This window comes from Amycolatopsis sp. Hca4, assembly GCF_013364075.1.
Classification (GTDB): domain Bacteria; phylum Actinomycetota; class Actinomycetes; order Mycobacteriales; family Pseudonocardiaceae; genus Amycolatopsis.
On the sequence record NZ_CP054925.1, the window covers coordinates 948,896 to 966,322 of the forward strand.

At 72.7% G+C, this 17,427-nt stretch carries 14 protein-coding genes; 7 read left to right on the forward strand and 7 right to left on the reverse strand.

Going from position 1 to position 17,427, the window contains the following annotated elements:
* The first annotated feature begins 52 nt into the window (after nt 1–52).
* The 6 genes from HUT10_RS03860 to HUT10_RS03885 all read left to right on the forward strand — a co-directional run bounded on the left by HUT10_RS03860 (nt 53) and on the right by HUT10_RS03885 (nt 8,147).
* Nucleotides 53–2,233 (forward strand): YcaO-like family protein, encoded by a 2,181-nt coding sequence (locus HUT10_RS03860; protein WP_176169891.1) that lies wholly within the window; start codon nt 53–55, stop codon nt 2,231–2,233.
* Nucleotides 2,234–2,242: 9 nt separating this feature from the next.
* On the forward strand, nt 2,243–3,475 hold the full coding sequence (locus HUT10_RS03865) for an MFS transporter (RefSeq protein WP_176169892.1): 1,233 nt from the start codon (nt 2,243–2,245) through the stop codon (nt 3,473–3,475).
* Nucleotides 3,468–3,956, forward strand: a complete 489-nt coding sequence (locus tag HUT10_RS03870) for a GNAT family N-acetyltransferase (protein WP_176169893.1) — start codon at nt 3,468–3,470, stop codon at nt 3,954–3,956. The genes HUT10_RS03865 and HUT10_RS03870 overlap by 8 nt, the downstream gene beginning before the upstream one ends.
* 50 nt (nt 3,957–4,006) lie before the next feature.
* Complete coding sequence (locus tag HUT10_RS03875) at nt 4,007–5,056, forward strand: DUF2235 domain-containing protein (protein ID WP_176169894.1); 1,050 nt, start codon at nt 4,007–4,009, stop codon at nt 5,054–5,056.
* Between the two features lie 162 nt (nt 5,057–5,218).
* Nucleotides 5,219–6,676: a PKD domain-containing protein gene (locus HUT10_RS03880; protein ID WP_176169895.1), complete on the forward strand. Its 1,458-nt coding sequence runs from the start codon at nt 5,219–5,221 to the stop codon at nt 6,674–6,676.
* A 16-nt stretch (nt 6,677–6,692) separates the two neighbouring features.
* Nucleotides 6,693–8,147, forward strand: a complete 1,455-nt coding sequence (locus tag HUT10_RS03885) for a hypothetical protein (protein WP_176169896.1) — start codon at nt 6,693–6,695, stop codon at nt 8,145–8,147.
* Nucleotides 8,148–8,222: 75 nt separating this feature from the next.
* Here the strand turns inward: HUT10_RS03885 and HUT10_RS03890 are convergent, their stop codons facing one another.
* The 7 genes from HUT10_RS03890 to HUT10_RS03920 form a co-directional block, all read right to left on the reverse strand.
* Entirely contained in the window at nt 8,223–8,981 is a 759-nt protein-coding gene (locus HUT10_RS03890; RefSeq protein WP_176169897.1) for a hypothetical protein, read from the reverse strand.
* A 110-nt stretch (nt 8,982–9,091) separates the two neighbouring features.
* Nucleotides 9,092–10,531: a glycoside hydrolase family 3 protein gene (locus HUT10_RS03895; protein ID WP_176169898.1), complete on the reverse strand. Its 1,440-nt coding sequence runs from the start codon at nt 10,529–10,531 to the stop codon at nt 9,092–9,094.
* Nucleotides 10,532–10,535: 4 nt separating this feature from the next.
* Nucleotides 10,536–11,366: a carbohydrate ABC transporter permease gene (locus HUT10_RS03900; RefSeq protein WP_176169899.1), complete on the reverse strand. Its 831-nt coding sequence runs from the start codon at nt 11,364–11,366 to the stop codon at nt 10,536–10,538.
* On the reverse strand, nt 11,363–12,349 hold the full coding sequence (locus HUT10_RS03905; RefSeq protein ID WP_176169900.1) for a carbohydrate ABC transporter permease: 987 nt from the start codon (nt 12,347–12,349) through the stop codon (nt 11,363–11,365). Before HUT10_RS03905 ends, HUT10_RS03900 begins: the two co-directional genes overlap by 4 nt.
* Nucleotides 12,346–13,647: a sugar ABC transporter substrate-binding protein gene (locus tag HUT10_RS03910; RefSeq protein WP_176169901.1), complete on the reverse strand. Its 1,302-nt coding sequence runs from the start codon at nt 13,645–13,647 to the stop codon at nt 12,346–12,348. Before HUT10_RS03910 ends, HUT10_RS03905 begins: the two co-directional genes overlap by 4 nt.
* 301 nt (nt 13,648–13,948) lie before the next feature.
* Nucleotides 13,949–15,748, reverse strand: coding sequence for a sugar phosphate isomerase/epimerase and 4-hydroxyphenylpyruvate domain-containing protein (locus HUT10_RS03915; RefSeq protein ID WP_176169902.1), 1,800 nt, complete (start codon nt 15,746–15,748; stop codon nt 13,949–13,951).
* Nucleotides 15,738–16,586 carry a shikimate dehydrogenase gene (locus HUT10_RS03920; RefSeq protein WP_176169903.1) on the reverse strand — a complete coding sequence of 283 codons (849 nt, stop codon included), beginning with the start codon at nt 16,584–16,586 and terminating at the stop codon, nt 15,738–15,740. Before HUT10_RS03920 ends, HUT10_RS03915 begins: the two co-directional genes overlap by 11 nt.
* Nucleotides 16,587–16,701: 115 nt before the next feature.
* Here HUT10_RS03920 and HUT10_RS03925 point away from each other — a divergent pair, with 115 nt between their 5' ends.
* Nucleotides 16,702–17,346: a TetR/AcrR family transcriptional regulator gene (locus HUT10_RS03925; RefSeq protein ID WP_176169904.1), complete on the forward strand. Its 645-nt coding sequence runs from the start codon at nt 16,702–16,704 to the stop codon at nt 17,344–17,346.
* Nucleotides 17,347–17,427 lie beyond the last annotated feature (81 nt).

Here is a 17,427-nt window from a genome sequence, read left to right on the forward strand (position 1 = left end):
CGGGGCCGCGGCACGGCCGTGTCCGGCCCGTTTTCCGACCGAGGGGTTCGCCATGCCTGACGACGTCCGCCCGCAGCTGACCGGCATCGAGGTCCACGACCTCGAACCCGGGCTGTGCCTGCTCATCACGCCGAACGGCGGCCAGTTCTCCATCACCGCCCCGGTGCACGAGTTCCGGGCGTGGCTCGGCCGGTGCGACGGCACCCGCACCCGCCGGGAACTGCTGGCCGGGATGAACCCCGACTACGCCGAGGTGCTCGACGTCCTCGAAGAGGACGGCTGCCTGCGCCCGGGCCAGGACGAGCAGGCCGGTGCCCGGCGCCTCGCCGCGACCACCGTGCTGCTGACCGGCGCCGCCGAGCTGACGGCCCCGCTCGCGGAGCTGCTCGCGCCGTCCGGTTACGCCCGGGTGGCCCCGCTCACCGGGCCCGGCCACCCGTTCCCGGTCGATCCGGCGGACACCGTCGTCGTCGCCGCGTTCGCCCACCCGGCCTATGCCGAACTCACCGCGCTGGATGCGTTCTGCGCCGACCGCGGGGTGCGGTTCCTGCCCTTCCGCTGTGAACGCGGTCAGGGGATCGCCGGGCCCGCGGTCACCCCCGGCACCGGCCCCGACTTCGCCGACGTGCTGGCCCGCCGCCGCTCCGCCGCGCTCGACCCGCGCGTGCTCGACGCCTTCGCCGCGGCGGACGCCCCGCCCGGCCCGCGGTTCCGGCCCGGGGAGACCCGCTGGCTGCTCACCGCGCTCGCCGTCCAGCTCGAGCGCTGGGTCGCCGGCACGCCCGCCGAGACGACGACCGGGGAGCTCGAGCTCGATCCCGTCCGGCTCACCGCGCTCCCCCGGCCCGTGCTGCCGGTGCCCGACCGGCCGCGGCCGGTGGTCGCGCACGGGCCGCGGCCCGACCTGCTGGTCGACGACCGCACCGGGATCGTCACCGCGGTCCACGAACTGCCCGCCGCGCCGGGCATGCCCGCCCGGCTGAAGGTGTGCGCGGTCGACGTCGCCGACATGCGGCGGGTGGTCGACTGGCCCAACGACCGCCAGGCGTTCGGCACGTCGTGGCACGACTTCGAACTCGCCCGCGACTCCGCGATCGGCGAGGCCGTGGAACGCTACTGCGGCAGCTGGCTCGCGCCGGACCGGGTGATCCGGCACGGCAGTTACGACCGGCTGCGCCGCGACGGCGTCCCGGCGCTCGACCCGCGCCGCCTGAACCTGTACTCGCCACGCCAGTACCGGAGCGCGGGCTTCCCGTTCGCGCCGCTGGCCACCGACACCGAATGCGCGTGGGTGGAGGGCTTTTCGCACACGACGAAGGAGCCGGTCTGGGTGCCGGCCTGCCTCGTCTCGACCGAAGCCGAACCCGGCGGCGCCCGGTTCACCGACCCGCTGATCGCCGGGCTCGCCGGCGGCACCAGCCTCGAGCACGCCGTCACCTCCGGCCTCGAAGAGGTGCTGGAACGCGACACGACCATGCTCTGGTGGGCCAACACCCCGCGGCTGCGCCGGCTGCCCGTGCCGGCGGAGATCCGGGCGCTGGTCGCCGACACCGCCGACACCTACGACGTCACCCTCGTCCCCCTCGACAACGAGTTCGACGTCCCGGTCGTCGCCGCCGCCGTGTTCGACCGCACCCGGCGCTGGCTGTCGATCGGGTTCGCGACCCGGCCCGACGCGTTCGAGGCGGCCAAGAAGGCCCTCGCCGAAGGGTTCACCCTGCAGCACACCTGCCTCGCCCTCGACGACGAGCGCGAGCTGGCCGGGATGCAGGCCGACCTGCCGCACCTGGGCAACCTCAAGCCCTACCGCGCCGACCGGCGCTACCTCGACTCCTACCGCGAAGACTTCGCCGACGTCGTGGACCTGCTGTGCCAGCAGCAGGTCTACCTCGACCCACGGGCCGCGGCCCGGGTGGCGCCGTGGGTGCGCGACCTGCCGGTGCGGGCCTGGGAGGGCCTCCCGTCGCTCGGCGAGCGGCGGCTGAAGGCCTACCAGGAGCGCGTCGAGGCGCGCGGGTTCGAGGTGATCAGCGTCGACCTCACCACCCGGGACGTCGAGGCCGCCGGGTTCCACGCCGCGCACACGCTCGTGCCGGGGCTGGTGTCGAACTTCCCGGCCGGGCTGCCGTACTGGGGTGACGGCCGGATCCGCCGCGCCGCGGTCGACCTCGGCTGGCGGTCGGAGCCGCTGCCCGAGGAGCGGCTGAACGTCTTCCCGCTCCCCCACGCCTGAGGAGCCCGGATGGCCGTCACCGAACTGCTCGGGCTGCCCCGGACCCGGGGCCGCCTGCCGCTGATCGCCGCGCAGGGTGTCGACGCGCTCGGCACCGGCCTGTTCCTGCCGTTCGCCGTCGTGTACTTCCACGCGGCCAAGGACATCCCGCTGCCCGCGGTCGGGGCCGCGCTGTCGCTCGCGGCCCTGCTCTCGTTGCCGGCGGGGCCGCTCGCCGGGCCGCTGGTGGACCGCGTCGGCCCGCGCCGGATCGTGGTCGCCGCCAACCTGCTGCGGGTGGCGACCTTCACCGGCTACGTCTTCGCCGGCTCGCTGTGGCAGCTGGTGGTGCTCGCCGCGCTGACGTTCTGGGGCGAAGGGCTGTTCTGGCCGGCCTCGGGCGCGCTGGTCGCGCAGGTGGCCGACGACGGGCAGCGCGCCCGGTGGTACGCGATGGAACGGACGCTGCGCAACGTCGGCATCGGCCTCGGCGGGCTGGCGGGCAGCGCGCTCGTCCTCGCCGGCGGCTACACCGCGATCGTCGTGCTGAACGCGGTCAGCTTCCTCGTCGCGGCGACGCTGGTCGCCGCGTGGCGAGGCGGGCGGGCCGGCCCGCCGGCCGCCGCGCGCGAAGCCGTGCGCCGCCGGGGTTACCGGGCGGTGCTCGCCGACCGCGCGTTCCGCCGCGTGCTCGTGACGGTGTTCGTCTTCGCCCTGTGCGACCTGGCGCTGACGGTCCTGCTGAGTGCCTACGTGCTCGACACGCTGCGGCTGCCCGCGTGGCAGCCCGGGGTGCTGTTCGCTCTCAACACGGTCCTCGTGGTGCTCGCGCAGACCGTCGTGGCCCGGCGGGTGGAGCGCCTCGCCAAGGCCAGGACGCTGCAGGTCGCGGCCGTGGTGTGGGCGGTCGCCTTCCTGCTGTTCGCCGCCGGGCCGCTCGCCGCGCCGCTGCCGGTCTTCGCCGTGCTGACCGTGGCCACCGCCGTGTTCACCGCGGCCGAGCTGCTGCAGGCGCCGACCAGCAGCGCGCTCACCGTCGCGCTGGCCCCGCCGCACCTGCGCGGCCGGTACCTCGGGCTGGAGGAGCTGCTGTTCGGCGTGGCGCGGGTGGTCGCCCCGGTGACGTTCACCGCGCTGCTGGCCGCCGGCCCGCAGCTGCCCTGGCTGGTGCTGGCCGGGTGCTGCATCCTGGCGGTGGTCGTCCTCGCGGGACTGAAGGCGGTTCCGGAGCCGGCCGCGACCCGGGAGACCGCGCATGCCTGACTGGGCCGAGCTCAGTGACCTCTACCTCGACGTCTACCGCGAACCGCCGTACGGCGAGACTGAAGCCGAGGCGGCGGAGTTCCGCGAAACCGTGGCACGGCACGCCCTGCTCCCCGGCTTCGCGGTCACCACCGTCCAGAGTGGAGAGACCGTGGCGGGGTTCGCCTACGGCGTCGGCCGCGAGGCGGGCTGGTGGCACCCGCGAGCCACCGCGGCCGCCCCGCCGTGGCTGGCCGGGCACCCGGTGTTCTACGTGTACGAACTGGCGGTCCGGCCGGCGTCGCGCGGCCGCGGCCACGGCCGGGACCTGCTCGACCGGCTGCTGGAGCCGCGGCCGGAGCCGTATGCGGCACTGGCCGCGTCGACGGCCGCCCCGGCGCACGCGATGTACCGCCGCTGGGGCTGGCGACCGGTCGGCTCGCTCGCCCCCGGCCGCTCCGAGCTGCTGGTGCTGCCCCTCCGGGGTGCTCCCCTGCCGTAACGCGGCCCCGGGTACCGGCGACTCACGAGCGTCCGGACCGGGGAGGAAGCATGCCGAAACGTCTCGTGATCTGCTGCGACGGGACCTGGAACTCCCTGCGCCAGCCGGCCCCGACCAACGTGGGCCAGCTCCAGAAGGTGGTCGCGCCCACGGACCCGGCCGGCACCGAACAGCGGGTGTACTACCACGAAGGCGTCGGCACCGGGAAGCTGTGGGACCGGCTCCTCGGCGGCGCGTTCGGGGTGGGGCTCTCGGCGAACGTGCAGGACGCCTACCGCTTCGTCGCCGAGAACTACGAACCCGGCGACGAGCTGTTCTTCTTCGGCTTCAGCCGCGGTGCCTACACCGCGCGCAGCACCGTGGGCTTCATCCGCAACTGCGGCGTCCTGCGCCCCGCCGAGCTCGGCCGGCTCGACGAGGCCTACCGGCTCTACCGCGACCGCGACCGGGAGACCTCCGGGCCGGACAGCGCGCGGGCCCGCGAGTTCCGCGCGAAGTACGCCCGCGAAGACCGGACGCCGATCCGGTTCGTCGGGGTCTGGGACACCGTCGGCGCGCTGGGCATCCCGCTCAGCGGCGGCCGGCTGATCCACCTGCTGAACAAGCGCTGGCAGTTCCACGACATGGAGCTGACCTCGATCGTGCAGGCGGCGTTCCAGGCGCTGGCGGTGGACGAGCACCGCAAGTCGTTCAGCCCGGCCGTGTGGCAGCCGTCGAAGGCGGCGAACGGCCAGGTCCGCGAGCAGGTCTGGTTCGCGGGCGCCCATTCCGACGTCGGCGGCGGCTACCGGCAGCCGGCGCTGTCGAACCTCGCCCTCCGGTGGATGGCCGACCGCGCCGAGCGGTGCGGGCTCGCCTTCGCGAACGACGCCTTCGGCTACCTGGCCGCGCGCGACGAACTCGGCGAACTGCACAATTCGCTCAACGCCTTCTTCCGGTGGTTCGGCTCGGCGAACCGGGTGATCGGCCGGGTGGACCCGGCGACGGAGTGCGCGGGGTCGTGCGTGGTGCTCCGCAGTGAGCAGATGCGGCCGCCGTACCGGCCCGGGAACCTGCTCGCCTACCTCGCGGACCCGGAGCACCGGATCCTGAAGGTGTGACATCGGGGGCCATTACGTCATTCGGCGTAACTTGCGCCGAGCGTGTCACGCGGATCAAGGTGCCGCCGATACGCCTCGCGGGGATCTTCGTCATGGGGGCGAAGACCCGCGAGGGGGGCGGTTTTCGTGTTGTTCCCGTTACGATCCCGTGGCCGGACGGCCGTGGTCACGCTGCTGGCGGCGGCGCTGGCCACCGTGGTGCCCGGCGTCGCCGAGGCGGCGGCGCCACCGGCCAACGACGACTTCGACAACGCCGCCGTCGTCACGTCTCTGCCCTTCACGGCGCAGGAGGACAGCGGCGCGGCGACCGAGGCGGCCGACGACCCCGGCTGGTGCAGCGGGTACGCCGCGGCCGGCTCGGTCTGGTTCAGCTACACCGCGACGCAGGACGGCCTGCTGCGCGCCACGACGGCGGGCAGCGACCACCGGACGCTCCTGTCCGCCAACACCGGGGCACGCGGCGGCCTGCAGAGCGTCGCCGACGCCTGTGACTACGGAACCGGGCCGGTGATCACGTTCCGCGCGACGGCGGGGACCACCTACTCGTTCCTGGTCGCCGGGACCGACACGCCCGGCGGCGCGCTCTCGTTCTCGCTCGCCGCGGTCGCCCCGGCGCCCAACGACACCTACGCGAACGCCGAGCCGGTGACCGCCCTGCCGTTCACCGGACGGCCGGACCTTTCGGTGGCCGCGGCCGAGTCCGGCGAGCCCGACTCGACCTGTGTGGACGACGAGGGGCAGCCGTCGGTCTGGTACACCTACCCGGCCTCCGGCCCGGCACAGTGGCTCACCGCCCGAGTCGCGGGCACCGACGCCGCCGTCACCGTCTACACCGGAGCGTCGCCGGCGGAGCTGACCCAGGTCGCGTGCGCGCGGAACAACTCCTCGCGCCCCGCCACGTTCCCCACGAACCCCGGAACGGTCTACGCCCTCCGGGTCACCGGGGCGCACCACGGCTACGGGACCTTCCAGTTCACCCTCCAGGAGGCGCCGCCGCTCGAGCCGGACGTGTCCGTGTACCCGTCGCCCGCCACCGTGTTCGACAACGTCGGCTTCTCGGCGTCGTCGTGGGAGTCCGCCGACCTGCCGCTGGGCGGGACGTGGGACTTCGGCGACGGGACGTCGGCCCCGGTGGGCACCGAGACCGTCTACCACCGGTACGCCGCCGACGGCGGCTACACCGCCACGCTGCACGCGACCGCGCCCGACGGGCGCACCGCGACGGTGACCCGGCCGGTCACGGTGACCACGCACGACGTCGGGATCTCGAAGTTCACCGTCCCGTCCGCGGCGCGGCAGGGGGAAAGCAAGCCGATCAACGTGGACGTCACGAACACGCGGTACGCCGAGACGGTGACCGTCGTGCTGTCCAAGCGGTCCACGGACTACTGGGCCGAGGTCGGCCGGCTGACCTTGCAGGTGCCCGCGCGGGCCACCGGCAAGGTCCGGTTCCCGTTCGCCTACACCTTCACCCCGGACGACGCGCTCGACGGGAAGGTCTCCTTCCGCGCCGAGGTCCAGCTGGCGTACCCGGTCACCGATGCCCGCCCGGGCGACAACGAGGCGATCTCCGTCGCCACGACCGTCAAGCCGCCCGCCACGCGCATCGCCGCCGTCTGACTTCCAGGGGGACCACATGAAACTCCGCCCGTTGCTCGCCTGCCTCGCGGCCGTCACGGCCACGCTGGTGGCGCCCGGGGTGGCCCACGCGGCCGCCCCGTCCAACGACGACTTCGGCTCCGCCACCGCCGTCACCGCCCTGCCGTTCACCGCGTCCCAGGACGTCCGGGAGGCGACGAAGGCGGCCGACGACCCGACGCCGTGCCAGACCTACACGACGTGGAGCGTCTGGTACGACTACACCGCGACGGCGGACGCCCTCGTCCGGGTGACGCCGGCCGGCACCGGGGCACGGCCGTTCGTCGCGGTCTACACCGGGGAGCGCGGGGCACTGTCCCCGGTCGCCTGCCGTGCCTGGGACACCCCCGGCTACGTGACCTTCCGCGCCACCGCCGGGACGACCTACCACGTCATGTTCGCCCAGCAGTACAACCAGGGCGACCTGACCGCCGGGTTCACCACCGTGCCGCCGGCGCAGAACGACGGCTTCGCCGCGGCCGCACCGGTTTCCGTGCCCGGCGACTACGCCGGTGACCTCACCGTCGCCTCGGCCGAGCCCGGCGAAGCGCGGCCGAGCTGCGACCCGGGCGCGGACCGGTCCGTCTGGTTCGCGTTCACGCCCGACCGCACGCGGTCGGTGAGCGCGCTGGCGATGTACGACTGGGGCCCGGGCATCACGGTGTACCGGGGCACGACGCCGGGCACGCTGTCCGAAGTGGACTGCGTGGCTTCCGGCGACCGCCGGGCCGCGGTGTTCACCGCGGAAGCCGGGCAGTCCTACCGGATCCGGGTCGCCGACGACGCCGAGGCCGCGTCGGTGTTCCAGCTCCGGCTCGACACGGCGCCGCCTCTCCGGCCGTTCGTGACGCCGTACCCGAACAACCCCACGGTGTACACCGACGTCACGCTGGTTCCCTACTCCGGCGACAGCCTGGGCCGGGACTTCGTCAGCGGCGAAGTGCGTTTCGGCGACGGCGGGTCCGCCCCCATCACCGGTGCGCCCATCGTGCACCGGTACGCCGCCGACGGCGAGTACCGCGTCGAGGTCACCGGGGCGACCGCGGACGGCCGGACCGGATCCGGCTTCGCCACCCTGAAGGTCGAAACGCACGACGTGGCGGTCTCGGACTTCGTGGTGCCGGCCAAGGCCCGGGTGGACGAAACCAAGCCGATCAAGGTGTCGATCACGAACACCCGCCACGACGAGACGGTCGTGGTCTCCCTGTCGAAGCTGACCGAGCAGGGCTACTACCAGGAAGTCGGGCAGCTCAAGCAGTGGGTGCCCGCCGGCGGCAAGGTGGTCTTCCCCTTCGCCTACACCTACACCGCGGCCGACGCGGCGGCGGGCAAGACGACGTTCAAGGTGTCCGCGGGCTTCGACCCGTCCTACACCGAAGACGCCCGGCCCGAGGACAACGTCCGGACCGCCTCGACGGTGGTCCGGGCGCGGACGGCGATCGCGATGTCCTGACGTCCGTGGTGCCACGACGCGAGCGGGCCCCTGTCCGAGGGAGGTGGACAGGGGCCCGTGCGCGCGGTCAGCGGGTCAGTGGTTGACCTTGAACCACGGCTGCGACCAGCCGAGGTAGGTCTGGCCCCACTTGCTCTTGATCTGCGCGATCGTCGTCTCGGTGTAGCTGCCGTAGCCGTTGATGTCGTTCGACAGGAACTTGCCGCCGCCGATGGAGATCATCGTGTGGCCGGCCCCGCTGCTCTTGAAGAACGCCAGGCCACCGGCCGGGACCTGGTAGTCGCCCGGGTGCTTGAACGACGACGGGATCTGGGTCCAGTGGATGTAGGCCGTCTCCGAGCCCGAAGCGGTCCAGCCGTAGTTCTGCGCGTTGATCCGGTCGCACCAGCCCTCGTAGGAGTCGAGGTCGTTTGTGTGGATGCGGGACTTCGCCTTCGTGACCGCCTCGGCGCAGGTGTTCGGGTCGCCGGTGCCCGCGGTGGAGCAGGTCAGCGTCGAGCCGGCGCAGTCCGGCGCGACCCGGCCGTCGGAGCCGGTGTAGACGTAGGCGTCGCTGACGTAGCCGTCGCCCACCTTGTCCCAGATGTCCGAGGTGCCGTACTTGCCGTCGACCGTGGATCCGTTGGTCTGGCAGGAGATGGTCACCGCGGTGCCGTCGGCGATGCTGCCGACCGCGCCCGCGCTCGCGCTCGGGCTGGACCGCACGGTCAGCGGCGCACCCGAGTCGGTGTGCACGGTGCCCGATGCCGCGAAGGCCGGGCCCGCCCCGGCGACCACGATCGCCGCGGCGATACCGGCGACTCCCGCCATCCGCTTCACGATGCCCATGTTCATGCTTCTGTCCTCCAGTTTTCGGTGTGAGGACAGAATGGGGACCGCCGGTACAAGCCCCGTACAAACGCCGTCGCCGCTCGTGGAGATGCGGCAAAGCGGACGAAACCCGGTCAGGCCAGGTATTCCGCCGCCGCGCGCAGGCTGACCCACGAGCCGCTGAACGTGTCGATCCGCGGGCCGGTGTCCCCGCCGGGGCCGGGCACCCCGGTCTCCACGCGGATGAAGTCCAGCTCCGCCAGGGCGGCCAGCAGTGCCTGCACCGGCGGGTGCCGGTGCGCCTCGCGGGTCACGACGACGACGCTGCGGAACCCCGGTGCCGCGGCCAGCACGGCATCGGCGTCGTCGGGGGTCACGGTGAGCGCCCGGGTTCCCGGCACCAGCTCGGTCAGGTGCGCGCCGAGGCCCCACGGCATCGGGCCGGCCGCGATGGTCGGCTCGGTCTGGACGTCGACCACCAGCGGCGGCCCGTCCAGCCGTGGCTCACCCTGGACCCGGAGGGCCTTGCGGGCCGCCTCCAGGCCGAGCCGCCGGTCCACCGGCCCCACCGCGGCCGGCGCCGGGTCGGTGCCCAGTGCCGCCGTCCGCTCCGCGGCCTCCGCCAGCCGCTCCAGGGGCAGCTCCCCCGCCGCGACCGCGGCCACGATGGCCGAGACGCAGGCGTCCAGGTGCTCGGCTTCGAACGCCGCCCCGCCGAGGCAGAGCGCGTCCGCGCCCGCGGCCAGCGCCCGCACGGCCGACCGGCCGAGGCCGTCGTGCTTGCCGTACGCGCCCGAGACCGCGCCCATCTCCAGCGCGTCGGTGATGACCGCACCGGTGAAACCGAGCTCGCCGCGCAGGACGTCGGTGAGCGCGGTCCGGTTGAGCGTGGCCGGTTCGTCGCCCCAGGCCCGGACGACCAGGTGACCGGACATCACCGAGCGCACCCCGGCCCGGATGGCCGCGGCGAACGGGACCAGCTCGATCTCCCGGAGCTCATCGACCGTCCGCGGCAGCACCGGCAGGGCCACGTGCGAGTCCTCGGTCGCCGCGCCGTGCCCCGGGAAGTGCTTGGCGCACGCCGCGACGCCGTACTTCTGCAACCCCGTCACGTACGCCGCCACATGCGGTGACGCCTTCGCCGGGTCGGACCCGAACGCCCGGACGCCGATGATCGGGTCCTCGGCCGCCAGGGTCAGGTCCGCGCAGGGCGCCAGGTCGAGCGTGACACCGCAGGCCGCCAGCCGTTCGCCGAGCGCGGCGGCCACGGCCGTGGTCAGCTCCGGGTCGTCGGCCGCGCCGAGGGCCAGCGGCCCCGGCACGAACGACCCGGTGCCGACGTCCAGGCGGGTAACGTCGCCACCCTCCTCGTCGATCCCGACCACCACGCCGTCCCGCTCACCGCGCAGCTGGGCGGTGAGGGCGGCGACCTGCTCGTCGTCGACGACGTTGCGGCCGAACAGCACCACCCCGCCCAGGCCGCCGGCGATCCGGCGGCGCAGCCAGTCCGGCGCGGTGGTCCCGGCGAACCCGGGCAGGAGGACGGCTTCGGCGAGCTTCTCCGGTGAAGTCAACGACCTACCCCTTCACGGCACCGGCGGTCGCGCCGGACACCAGCTTGCGTTGCACGAGCAGGAAGAAGATCAGCGCCGGGATCGCGTAAATCACCGACGCGGCCATCACGCCGCCCCAGTCGGTGGCGAACGCGGTGCGGAACGACGCCAGCCACACCGGCAGCGTCTCCTTCGGCTTGTCCTGGATGAAGACCAGCGCGAACAGGTATTCGTTCCACGCGGTGATGAAGCTGAACACCGAGGTGGTGACCAGCCCCGGGCCGAGCAGCGGCAGCGTCACCCGGCGGAACGCGCCGGTCTGACTGCAGCCGTCGATCATCGCGGCCTCCTCCAGCTCGTACGGGATCCCGTTGACGAAGCCGTAGAGCATCCAGACGGTGAACGGCAGCGTGGTGGCGAAGTAGATCAGCAGCAGCGACGGCAGCGTGTTGAGCAGCCCGGCGTCCCGCATCAGCAGGAACAGCGGGATGAACAGCGCCGACACCGGCGCCAGCTGCGCCACCATGACCAGCACCAGGAAGCCCCGCCGCCCGGTGAACCGCAGCCGGGACAGCGGGATCGCCGCCAGTGTCCCGGCGACCAGCGCGCACAGCACCGAGCCGACCGTGACGATCAGGCTGTTCATCAGGTAGGTCGGGAAGTTGTCCTTGCCCAGCGCGGTGGCGAAGTTGCCGAACGAGAACGACGTCGGGATCAGGTCGTACTTCGGCGAGAGGATCTGGCCGGGCGACCGCAGCGACGTGACGAACATCCAGTAGGTCGGGAAGACGATGGCCAGCGCCACCAGGACGCCGACGACCGACAGCGCGATCCGCTGCGGCAGCGATTTCCTCACTTGAGATCACCTTCCGGGGTCCGGACGAGCAGCTGGATGTACCGGCCGGTGATGAGCGCCAGCACGATCAGCATCAGCGTCGCGATCGCGCCCGCCGCGCCGAAGTGGTTGCCCGCAATGCCCTTGAGGTACAGGACGACGGCCAGCGTGGTGCTCCCGCCGTCGGGCCCGCCCTCGCGGATCGCCCAGATCTGGGCGAAGGCGTTGAAGTCCCACAGCACCGACAGGAACGTCACCATCGTGGTGATCGGCCGGATGGCGGGCCAGGTGACCGCGCGGAACGTCTGCCACGCGCTGGCGCCGTCGATGCCGGCGGCCTCGTACTGCTCCCGCGGGACGCCGATGATGCCCGCGTAGAGCGAGAACGTCACGAACGGCACGGCCTGCCACACGATGAGCAGCCCGATCACGGTGAGCGTGCTGGGCCCGCTGGAGAACCACGAGAAGCCGATGAAGGAGTGGAAGCCCAGCCGGTCCAGCGTCTTGTTGAGGATGCCGTACTGCTGGTCGAAGATCCACTGGAACACCGTGGTGGTGGCGATCACCGGCGTCGCCCAGGCGAGCACCAGCGTCACCTGCACGATGATCCGCACGACCGGGTCGAGGTGGCGCATGAGCACCGCCAGCAGCAGCCCGCCGAGGATGGTGGCGGCCACGATCGCGGCGGTGAAGACCAGGGTCCGGACGGTGATCGTCCAGAACTCCGGGTCGGCGAGGGTGTTCGTGTAGTTGTCGAACCCGATCCAGATCGTCTTGCCGGAGACGAGCTGGCCGATGTCGAGCTTGCGGAAGCTGATCGCCAGCACCTGGACCAGCGGCCACGCGAGCAGCACCAGGATGGCCGCCAACGCCGGGAGCAGCAGCAGGTACGGGAGGACCCGGTCGCCGAACCGGCCCCGCCTGCGCCTCTTCACCCGGGTGTCGCGCGGCGATGCCGGCGGGGTGGCCCCCGCCGGCATCGTCACATTCGCGGTCGCGGTCATCCGCCGATGAGCTTGTTCAGCGCTGCGTTGGCGTCGGCGGTCGCCTGGTCGAGCGTCTTCTTGCCGGTCAGGTACGCGGTCAGCATGTCCTTGACCGGGTTCTGGCCGGACTCCACGTCACCCCACTTCGGGCTGGCCGGCACGGCCTTGCCGTTGGTGGAGGCCTTGGCCATCACGCTGCCCAGCGGGTCCTTGTCCAGGCCGGTCAGGTCGGTCGACGTGCCGGGCACGACGCCGGCGGCGGCGAGCTGGCCCTGGTACTTCGGGCTGGAGAGCAGCTTGATGTACTCCTTGGCGGCGGCCACGTTCTTGCTGTTGGCCGGGATCGCCAGGTTGGAGCCGCCCAGGAAGACCGGGGCGCTCTGGCCGGCGGTCTTGCTCGGGATGGCGAAGGCACCGGTCTTCGCGGTCAGGCTCGCGTCGGTCTTGGCCGCGGTCGCCAGCTCCCACGGGAGGCCGATCATCATGGCCACCTTGCCGGCGCCGTAGACGGTCGCCTGCTGCGGCTTGGCCTCGTCGGCGTCCTTGGGCGCCTTGGTGCCGGAGGTGTCGACGAGCTTCTTGTAGAACTCCAGGCCGGCCTTGGCCTCGGGGGTGTCCAGGGTCGCCTTGTAGTTCTTGCCGTCGGCCTTGGCGATGTCACCGCCGTTGTCCCAGATGAACGACAGCAGCGAGTACCAGTTCTGACCCGGCAGGTAGAGCGCCTGGAAGTCGGGGTCGGAGCCGAACTTGGTCTTCAGCTTGCCGATCGCGTCGATCCACTCGTCGTTCGAGGTCGGCGTCTTGGTGATGCCGGCCTGCTCGAACAGGTCCTTGCGGTAGATGACCTCGCGGTTGGCCGCGTAGAACGGGACGCCGTAGACCTTGCCGTCGTAGGTGCCCGAGTCGGCGAGGCCCTTCAGCCACTGAGCGCCGTTGAAGCTGTCCTTGTCGGCGGTCAGGTCGGTCAGGACGCCGTCCTGCGAGGCGAACGCGGCGGTCTGCGTGTTGCCGATCTCGATCACGTCCGGCGGCGCGCCGCTGGCCAGCGCGGTGGTCAGCTTCTGCTGGATGCCGTCCCACTGCTGGACTTCGTACTTGACCTTGACCCCGGGGTGCGCGGCCTCGAACTCCTTGTTGAGCGCGGTGGTCAGCGTCTCCGGCGCGGAGCCGGTCATCAGCCAGACCGTGACGGTCCCGCTCAGCGGTGCGTTGCCGCTGGACGAGGCCGCGGTGTCCGAGCCGCCGGAGCCCGCGCAGCCCGCCGTAGCGAGCGTGAGTGCGGCGGCGCCCGCCGCCAGCTTGAGCCAGCGTTTCACTCGATGCCGTCCTTTCCATGCCCGGCCACCGCGGCCGGGCGCCCCAAATGGTGTAGACCAATGTTGGGGTTAGAGTGGTACGTACCACAGGCCCTGTCAAGGCGGTTGCCGGAACGTTGTAAACGCATGCGAGGAGTAGCCGGGCGGTTACACCTGCCGCGACGGGCGCGGCAGAAGTCGTCCGAATAGGAAGGTGTCCCGGGCGTTTTTCACCGCTGGGACATCGGGATCACGCGCGCCCGCGGTGACCGGCCACGACGAAAACCGCCCCGGGAAAGGCTTCCCGGGGCGGCGGTGGCGATCAAGCCGGCGTGTTCGCCGGTGGGACAGCGTGTCGCCGCGCGCGGTGGGCGGCCATCCGCACCGGCGCGTTGACCTCGCCGAAGCCGCGGTAGCCGCCGATGCGCTGCACCACTTCGAAGAACACCCGCGCCCCGGCCAGCGCGGTGTGAAAGTGCAGGAACTCGCCGTCGGCGTCCCGGTCGTAGAGCACCGAATGCTCCCGCAACGCGGCCAGCAGCGGGGGCGGCAGCTCCAGGCGGGCTTCGAGGTCGTCGTAGTAGTTGCCGGGGATGTCCAGCAGCGGCGCGCCGGCCGCCCGCATCGCCGCGGCCGCGGCGAGCGCGTCCGTGCAGGCGAACGCCACGTGCTGCGGTTCGGGCACGGCCGGCGCCCATTCGCCGCGGCGGACCACCGCGGCCGCCAGCGTCAGCCGGACGTCCCCCGCCGCCACCGCCCGGCTGCGCACCAGCCCGAACGGCGCCGCGAACTCCGTCACCGGCGAGGGCGTCAGCCCGAACACCGAGCGGTAGAACAGCGCCGCCTCCTCGAAGTGGTCGAAGGGCTGGGTGAGCGCCACGTGATCGATTCCGAAGACCCCCGCACCGACGGCCGTTTCCCCGGTCGGCACGAAGTCCTCGCGCCAGTCGTCACCGCACAGGAACACCTGGGTGCCGTCCGGCGCCGCGACCGAGGCGAGATCCGCCTCGTGCGGGCCGCGCACCCGCGGCAGGACCGGCGCCCGCAGCGCTTCGGCCCGGCGGGCCGAGCGCGCCGGGTCGGTGCTGGCCAGCGCGACCGCGCCGACGGCACCGTGTGCGGCACCCCCTTCGTTGACCACCACCCGGGCGTCGCCCTGCTCCCACAGCTCGACCGGCTTGGTGCGGTGCACGCCGGTGCGGGCGAAGCCCAGCGAAGCGAGCACCCGGCCGGCACCGGGATCGGTGACGACCTCGGCGAACGCGTGCCCGGTGAGCGCGGGCGCGGGCGGCAGGTCGAGCACACCGAGGGACTCCTGCAGCGCCAGCAGCGAGCGCAGCGCGTCGACCGCGGCCGGGCGCGGGTCGGCCTGGCGGAACACGTCGTTGAAGACCTCGAGCGAGAGCGGCCCGCGGTAGCCCGCGGCCAGCACGTGCCCGGTGAACGCCGTCAGGTCGAAGTCGCCCTGGCCCGGGAAGAGCCGGTGGTGGCGGCTCCACGGCAGGACGTCCATCGGCAGCTTCGGCGCGTCGGCGAGCTGCAGGAAGAAGATCTTCTCGCCGGGGATCGCGCGGATCGGCGCCGGGTCGTGGCCCTTCGAGAGGATGTGGAAGCTGTCCAGGCAGACGCCGAGCGCGGGGTGCCCGGCGCGGCGGACGATCCGCCAGGCGTGCTCGTACCCGCTGACGTGCCTGCCCCAGGCCAAGGCCTCGTAGGCGACCCGCATCCCGCGCGTCGCGGCCAGCTCGGCCAGTGCGTGCAGCTGCGCGGCCGCCAGCTCGTCGTCGTCGATCGCCTCCGGCGAGACCGACGAGCAGACGAGGATCGTGTCCGTGCCGAGCTCGGCCATGACGTCGAACTTGTGCGCCGCACGGCGCAGGTTGGCCGCGTGCCGCTGCGGCGGGACGGCTTCGAAGTCACGGAACGGCTGGTAGAGGTCGATCGACAGGCCGAGGTCGGCGCAGCGGCGGCGGATCTCGGCCGGGCGCGACGGCGAGACCAGCAGGTCGTTCTCGAACAGCTCGACGCCGTCGAACCCGGCCGCGGCGGCCGCGGCGAGCTTGTCCTCCAGGGTGCCGGAGAGGCAGACGGTGGCGATCGCGGTGCGCGGTTCAGGCGGCACGGACGGCTTCCCCCTCCAGGGCGTCGAAGTGGCGCAGCATCCGCGCCGGATCCGGTTCGGCGCCGGTGAACAGGCGGAACGACTCGGCGGCCTGCAGCACGACCATGCCCCCGCCGTGCAGCACCCGGCAGCCGCGGGCGCGCGCGGCGGCCAGCAGCGCGGTCTCCAGCGGGCGGTAGACGATGTCGGCCACCCACAGCCGCGGGTGCAGCAGCTCGGCCGGGACCGGCGAGCCGGGGTGGGCGGCCATCCCGGTCGGGGTGGCGTGCACGAGCCCGTCGGCGTGCTCGAGCGCGGTGAGATCGCCGGCTCGGGCGCGGCCCCGACCGAACCGCTGCACCAGCGCCTCGGCCAGCCGGGCGCTCCGGGCCGCGTCGACGTCGTGCACGGTGAGCCGTCCGGTGCCGAGCGAGAGGAGCGCGTGCCCGACGGCGGCGCCCGCTCCCCCGGCGCCGAGCAGGACGATCTCGCCCATCCGCGCGTCCGGGAGGCCGCGGGTGAGGCTGCGGGCGAACCCGGTCGCGTCGGTGTTGTGGCCGATCGCGCGGCCGTTCCGGAAGACGACGGTGTTGACCGCGCCGAGCGCGGCGGCTTCCGGCGAGAGCTCGTCGAGGTGCGGCAGGACGGCCTGCTTCGCCGGGTGGGTGACGTTGAGGCCGTCGAACCCGGCGAGCCGCGCGGCGGCGAGGACGTCGGCGACCGGGCGGCGCAGCACGTCGAGGTCGAGCAGGCGGTAGACGTAGCGGAGGCCGAGCTCGTCGGCCTCGTGTTCGTGCAGGGCCGGGCTGGCGGACGGCCCGATGCCCGTGCCGACGAGTCCGATCAGGTAGCTGGTCACGCGGCACCCCTCCGCCGTTAATGTACGAACTAGTACGTTCACGGTAGCGTGGCGACCGCCCGTGCGGAAGGGCTGGGCTAGAGTGAGGCCGTCGACCTGCAGCGGAAGGAGCCCGGTGGCCGCACCATCGTCGGAGGCCGAGCGCCAGCGCGACAAGGAACGCACGCGCGCCGACATCCTCGCGGTGGCCACGCGCGAGTTCGCGGACAAGGGCTACACCGGCGCCCGGGTCGACGAGATCGCCGCCCGCACCAGCACGACCAAGCGGATGATCTACTACTACTTCGGCGGCAAGGAACAGCTCTACCTCGCCGTGCTGGAGCAGGCGTACTCCGCACTCCGGGCGTCGGAGCAGCGGCTCGACGTCGAGCACCTGGACCCCGAGGACGCCCTCCGGCAGCTGGCCGCGCTGACCTTCGACCACCACGAGGCGAACCCGGACTTCATCCGGCTGGTCAGCATCGAGAACATCCACCACGCCGAACACCTGTCGCGCTCGGAGATCCTCGCCGGCCTGGCCGACCCGGCGCTCGGCGGGATCACCCGGATCCTCGACCGCGGCCGGAAGGCCGGCCTGTTCCGCGAGGACGTCGACGCGCTCGACGTCCACATGCTCATCAGCTCGTTCTGCGTGTTCCGCCTGGCCAACCGCCACACGTTCAAGGCGATCTTCGGCCGCGACATGCTGGACCCGGCCCGGCGGGAGCACTACCGCGCGATGCTGGGCACCCTGCTGATCGAATACCTGACCGCGCGCTGAGCGCTCCGCTCCGCCCGGCAAAAGGATCTCTTGACACCCGGGGTCCGGTCTCGCACTCTCTATTAACTAACTAGACCGTAC

Excerpts from the sequence above, each read along its gene's own strand:
- HUT10_RS03860 (WP_176169891.1), top strand. The coding sequence starts at position 53 with ATGCCTGACGACGTCCGCCCGCAGCTGACCGGCATCGAGGTCCACGAC.
- HUT10_RS03890 (WP_176169897.1), bottom strand. The coding sequence starts at position 8,981 with ATGAACATGGGCATCGTGAAGCGGATGGCGGGAGTCGCCGGTATCGCC.
- HUT10_RS03865 (WP_176169892.1), top strand. The coding sequence starts at position 2,243 with ATGGCCGTCACCGAACTGCTCGGGCTGCCCCGGACCCGGGGCCGCCTG.
- HUT10_RS03905 (WP_176169900.1), bottom strand. The coding sequence starts at position 12,349 with ATGACCGCGACCGCGAATGTGACGATGCCGGCGGGGGCCACCCCGCCG.
- HUT10_RS03885 (WP_176169896.1), top strand. The coding sequence starts at position 6,693 with ATGAAACTCCGCCCGTTGCTCGCCTGCCTCGCGGCCGTCACGGCCACG.
- HUT10_RS03875 (WP_176169894.1), top strand. The coding sequence starts at position 4,007 with ATGCCGAAACGTCTCGTGATCTGCTGCGACGGGACCTGGAACTCCCTG.
- HUT10_RS03870 (WP_176169893.1), top strand. The coding sequence starts at position 3,468 with ATGCCTGACTGGGCCGAGCTCAGTGACCTCTACCTCGACGTCTACCGC.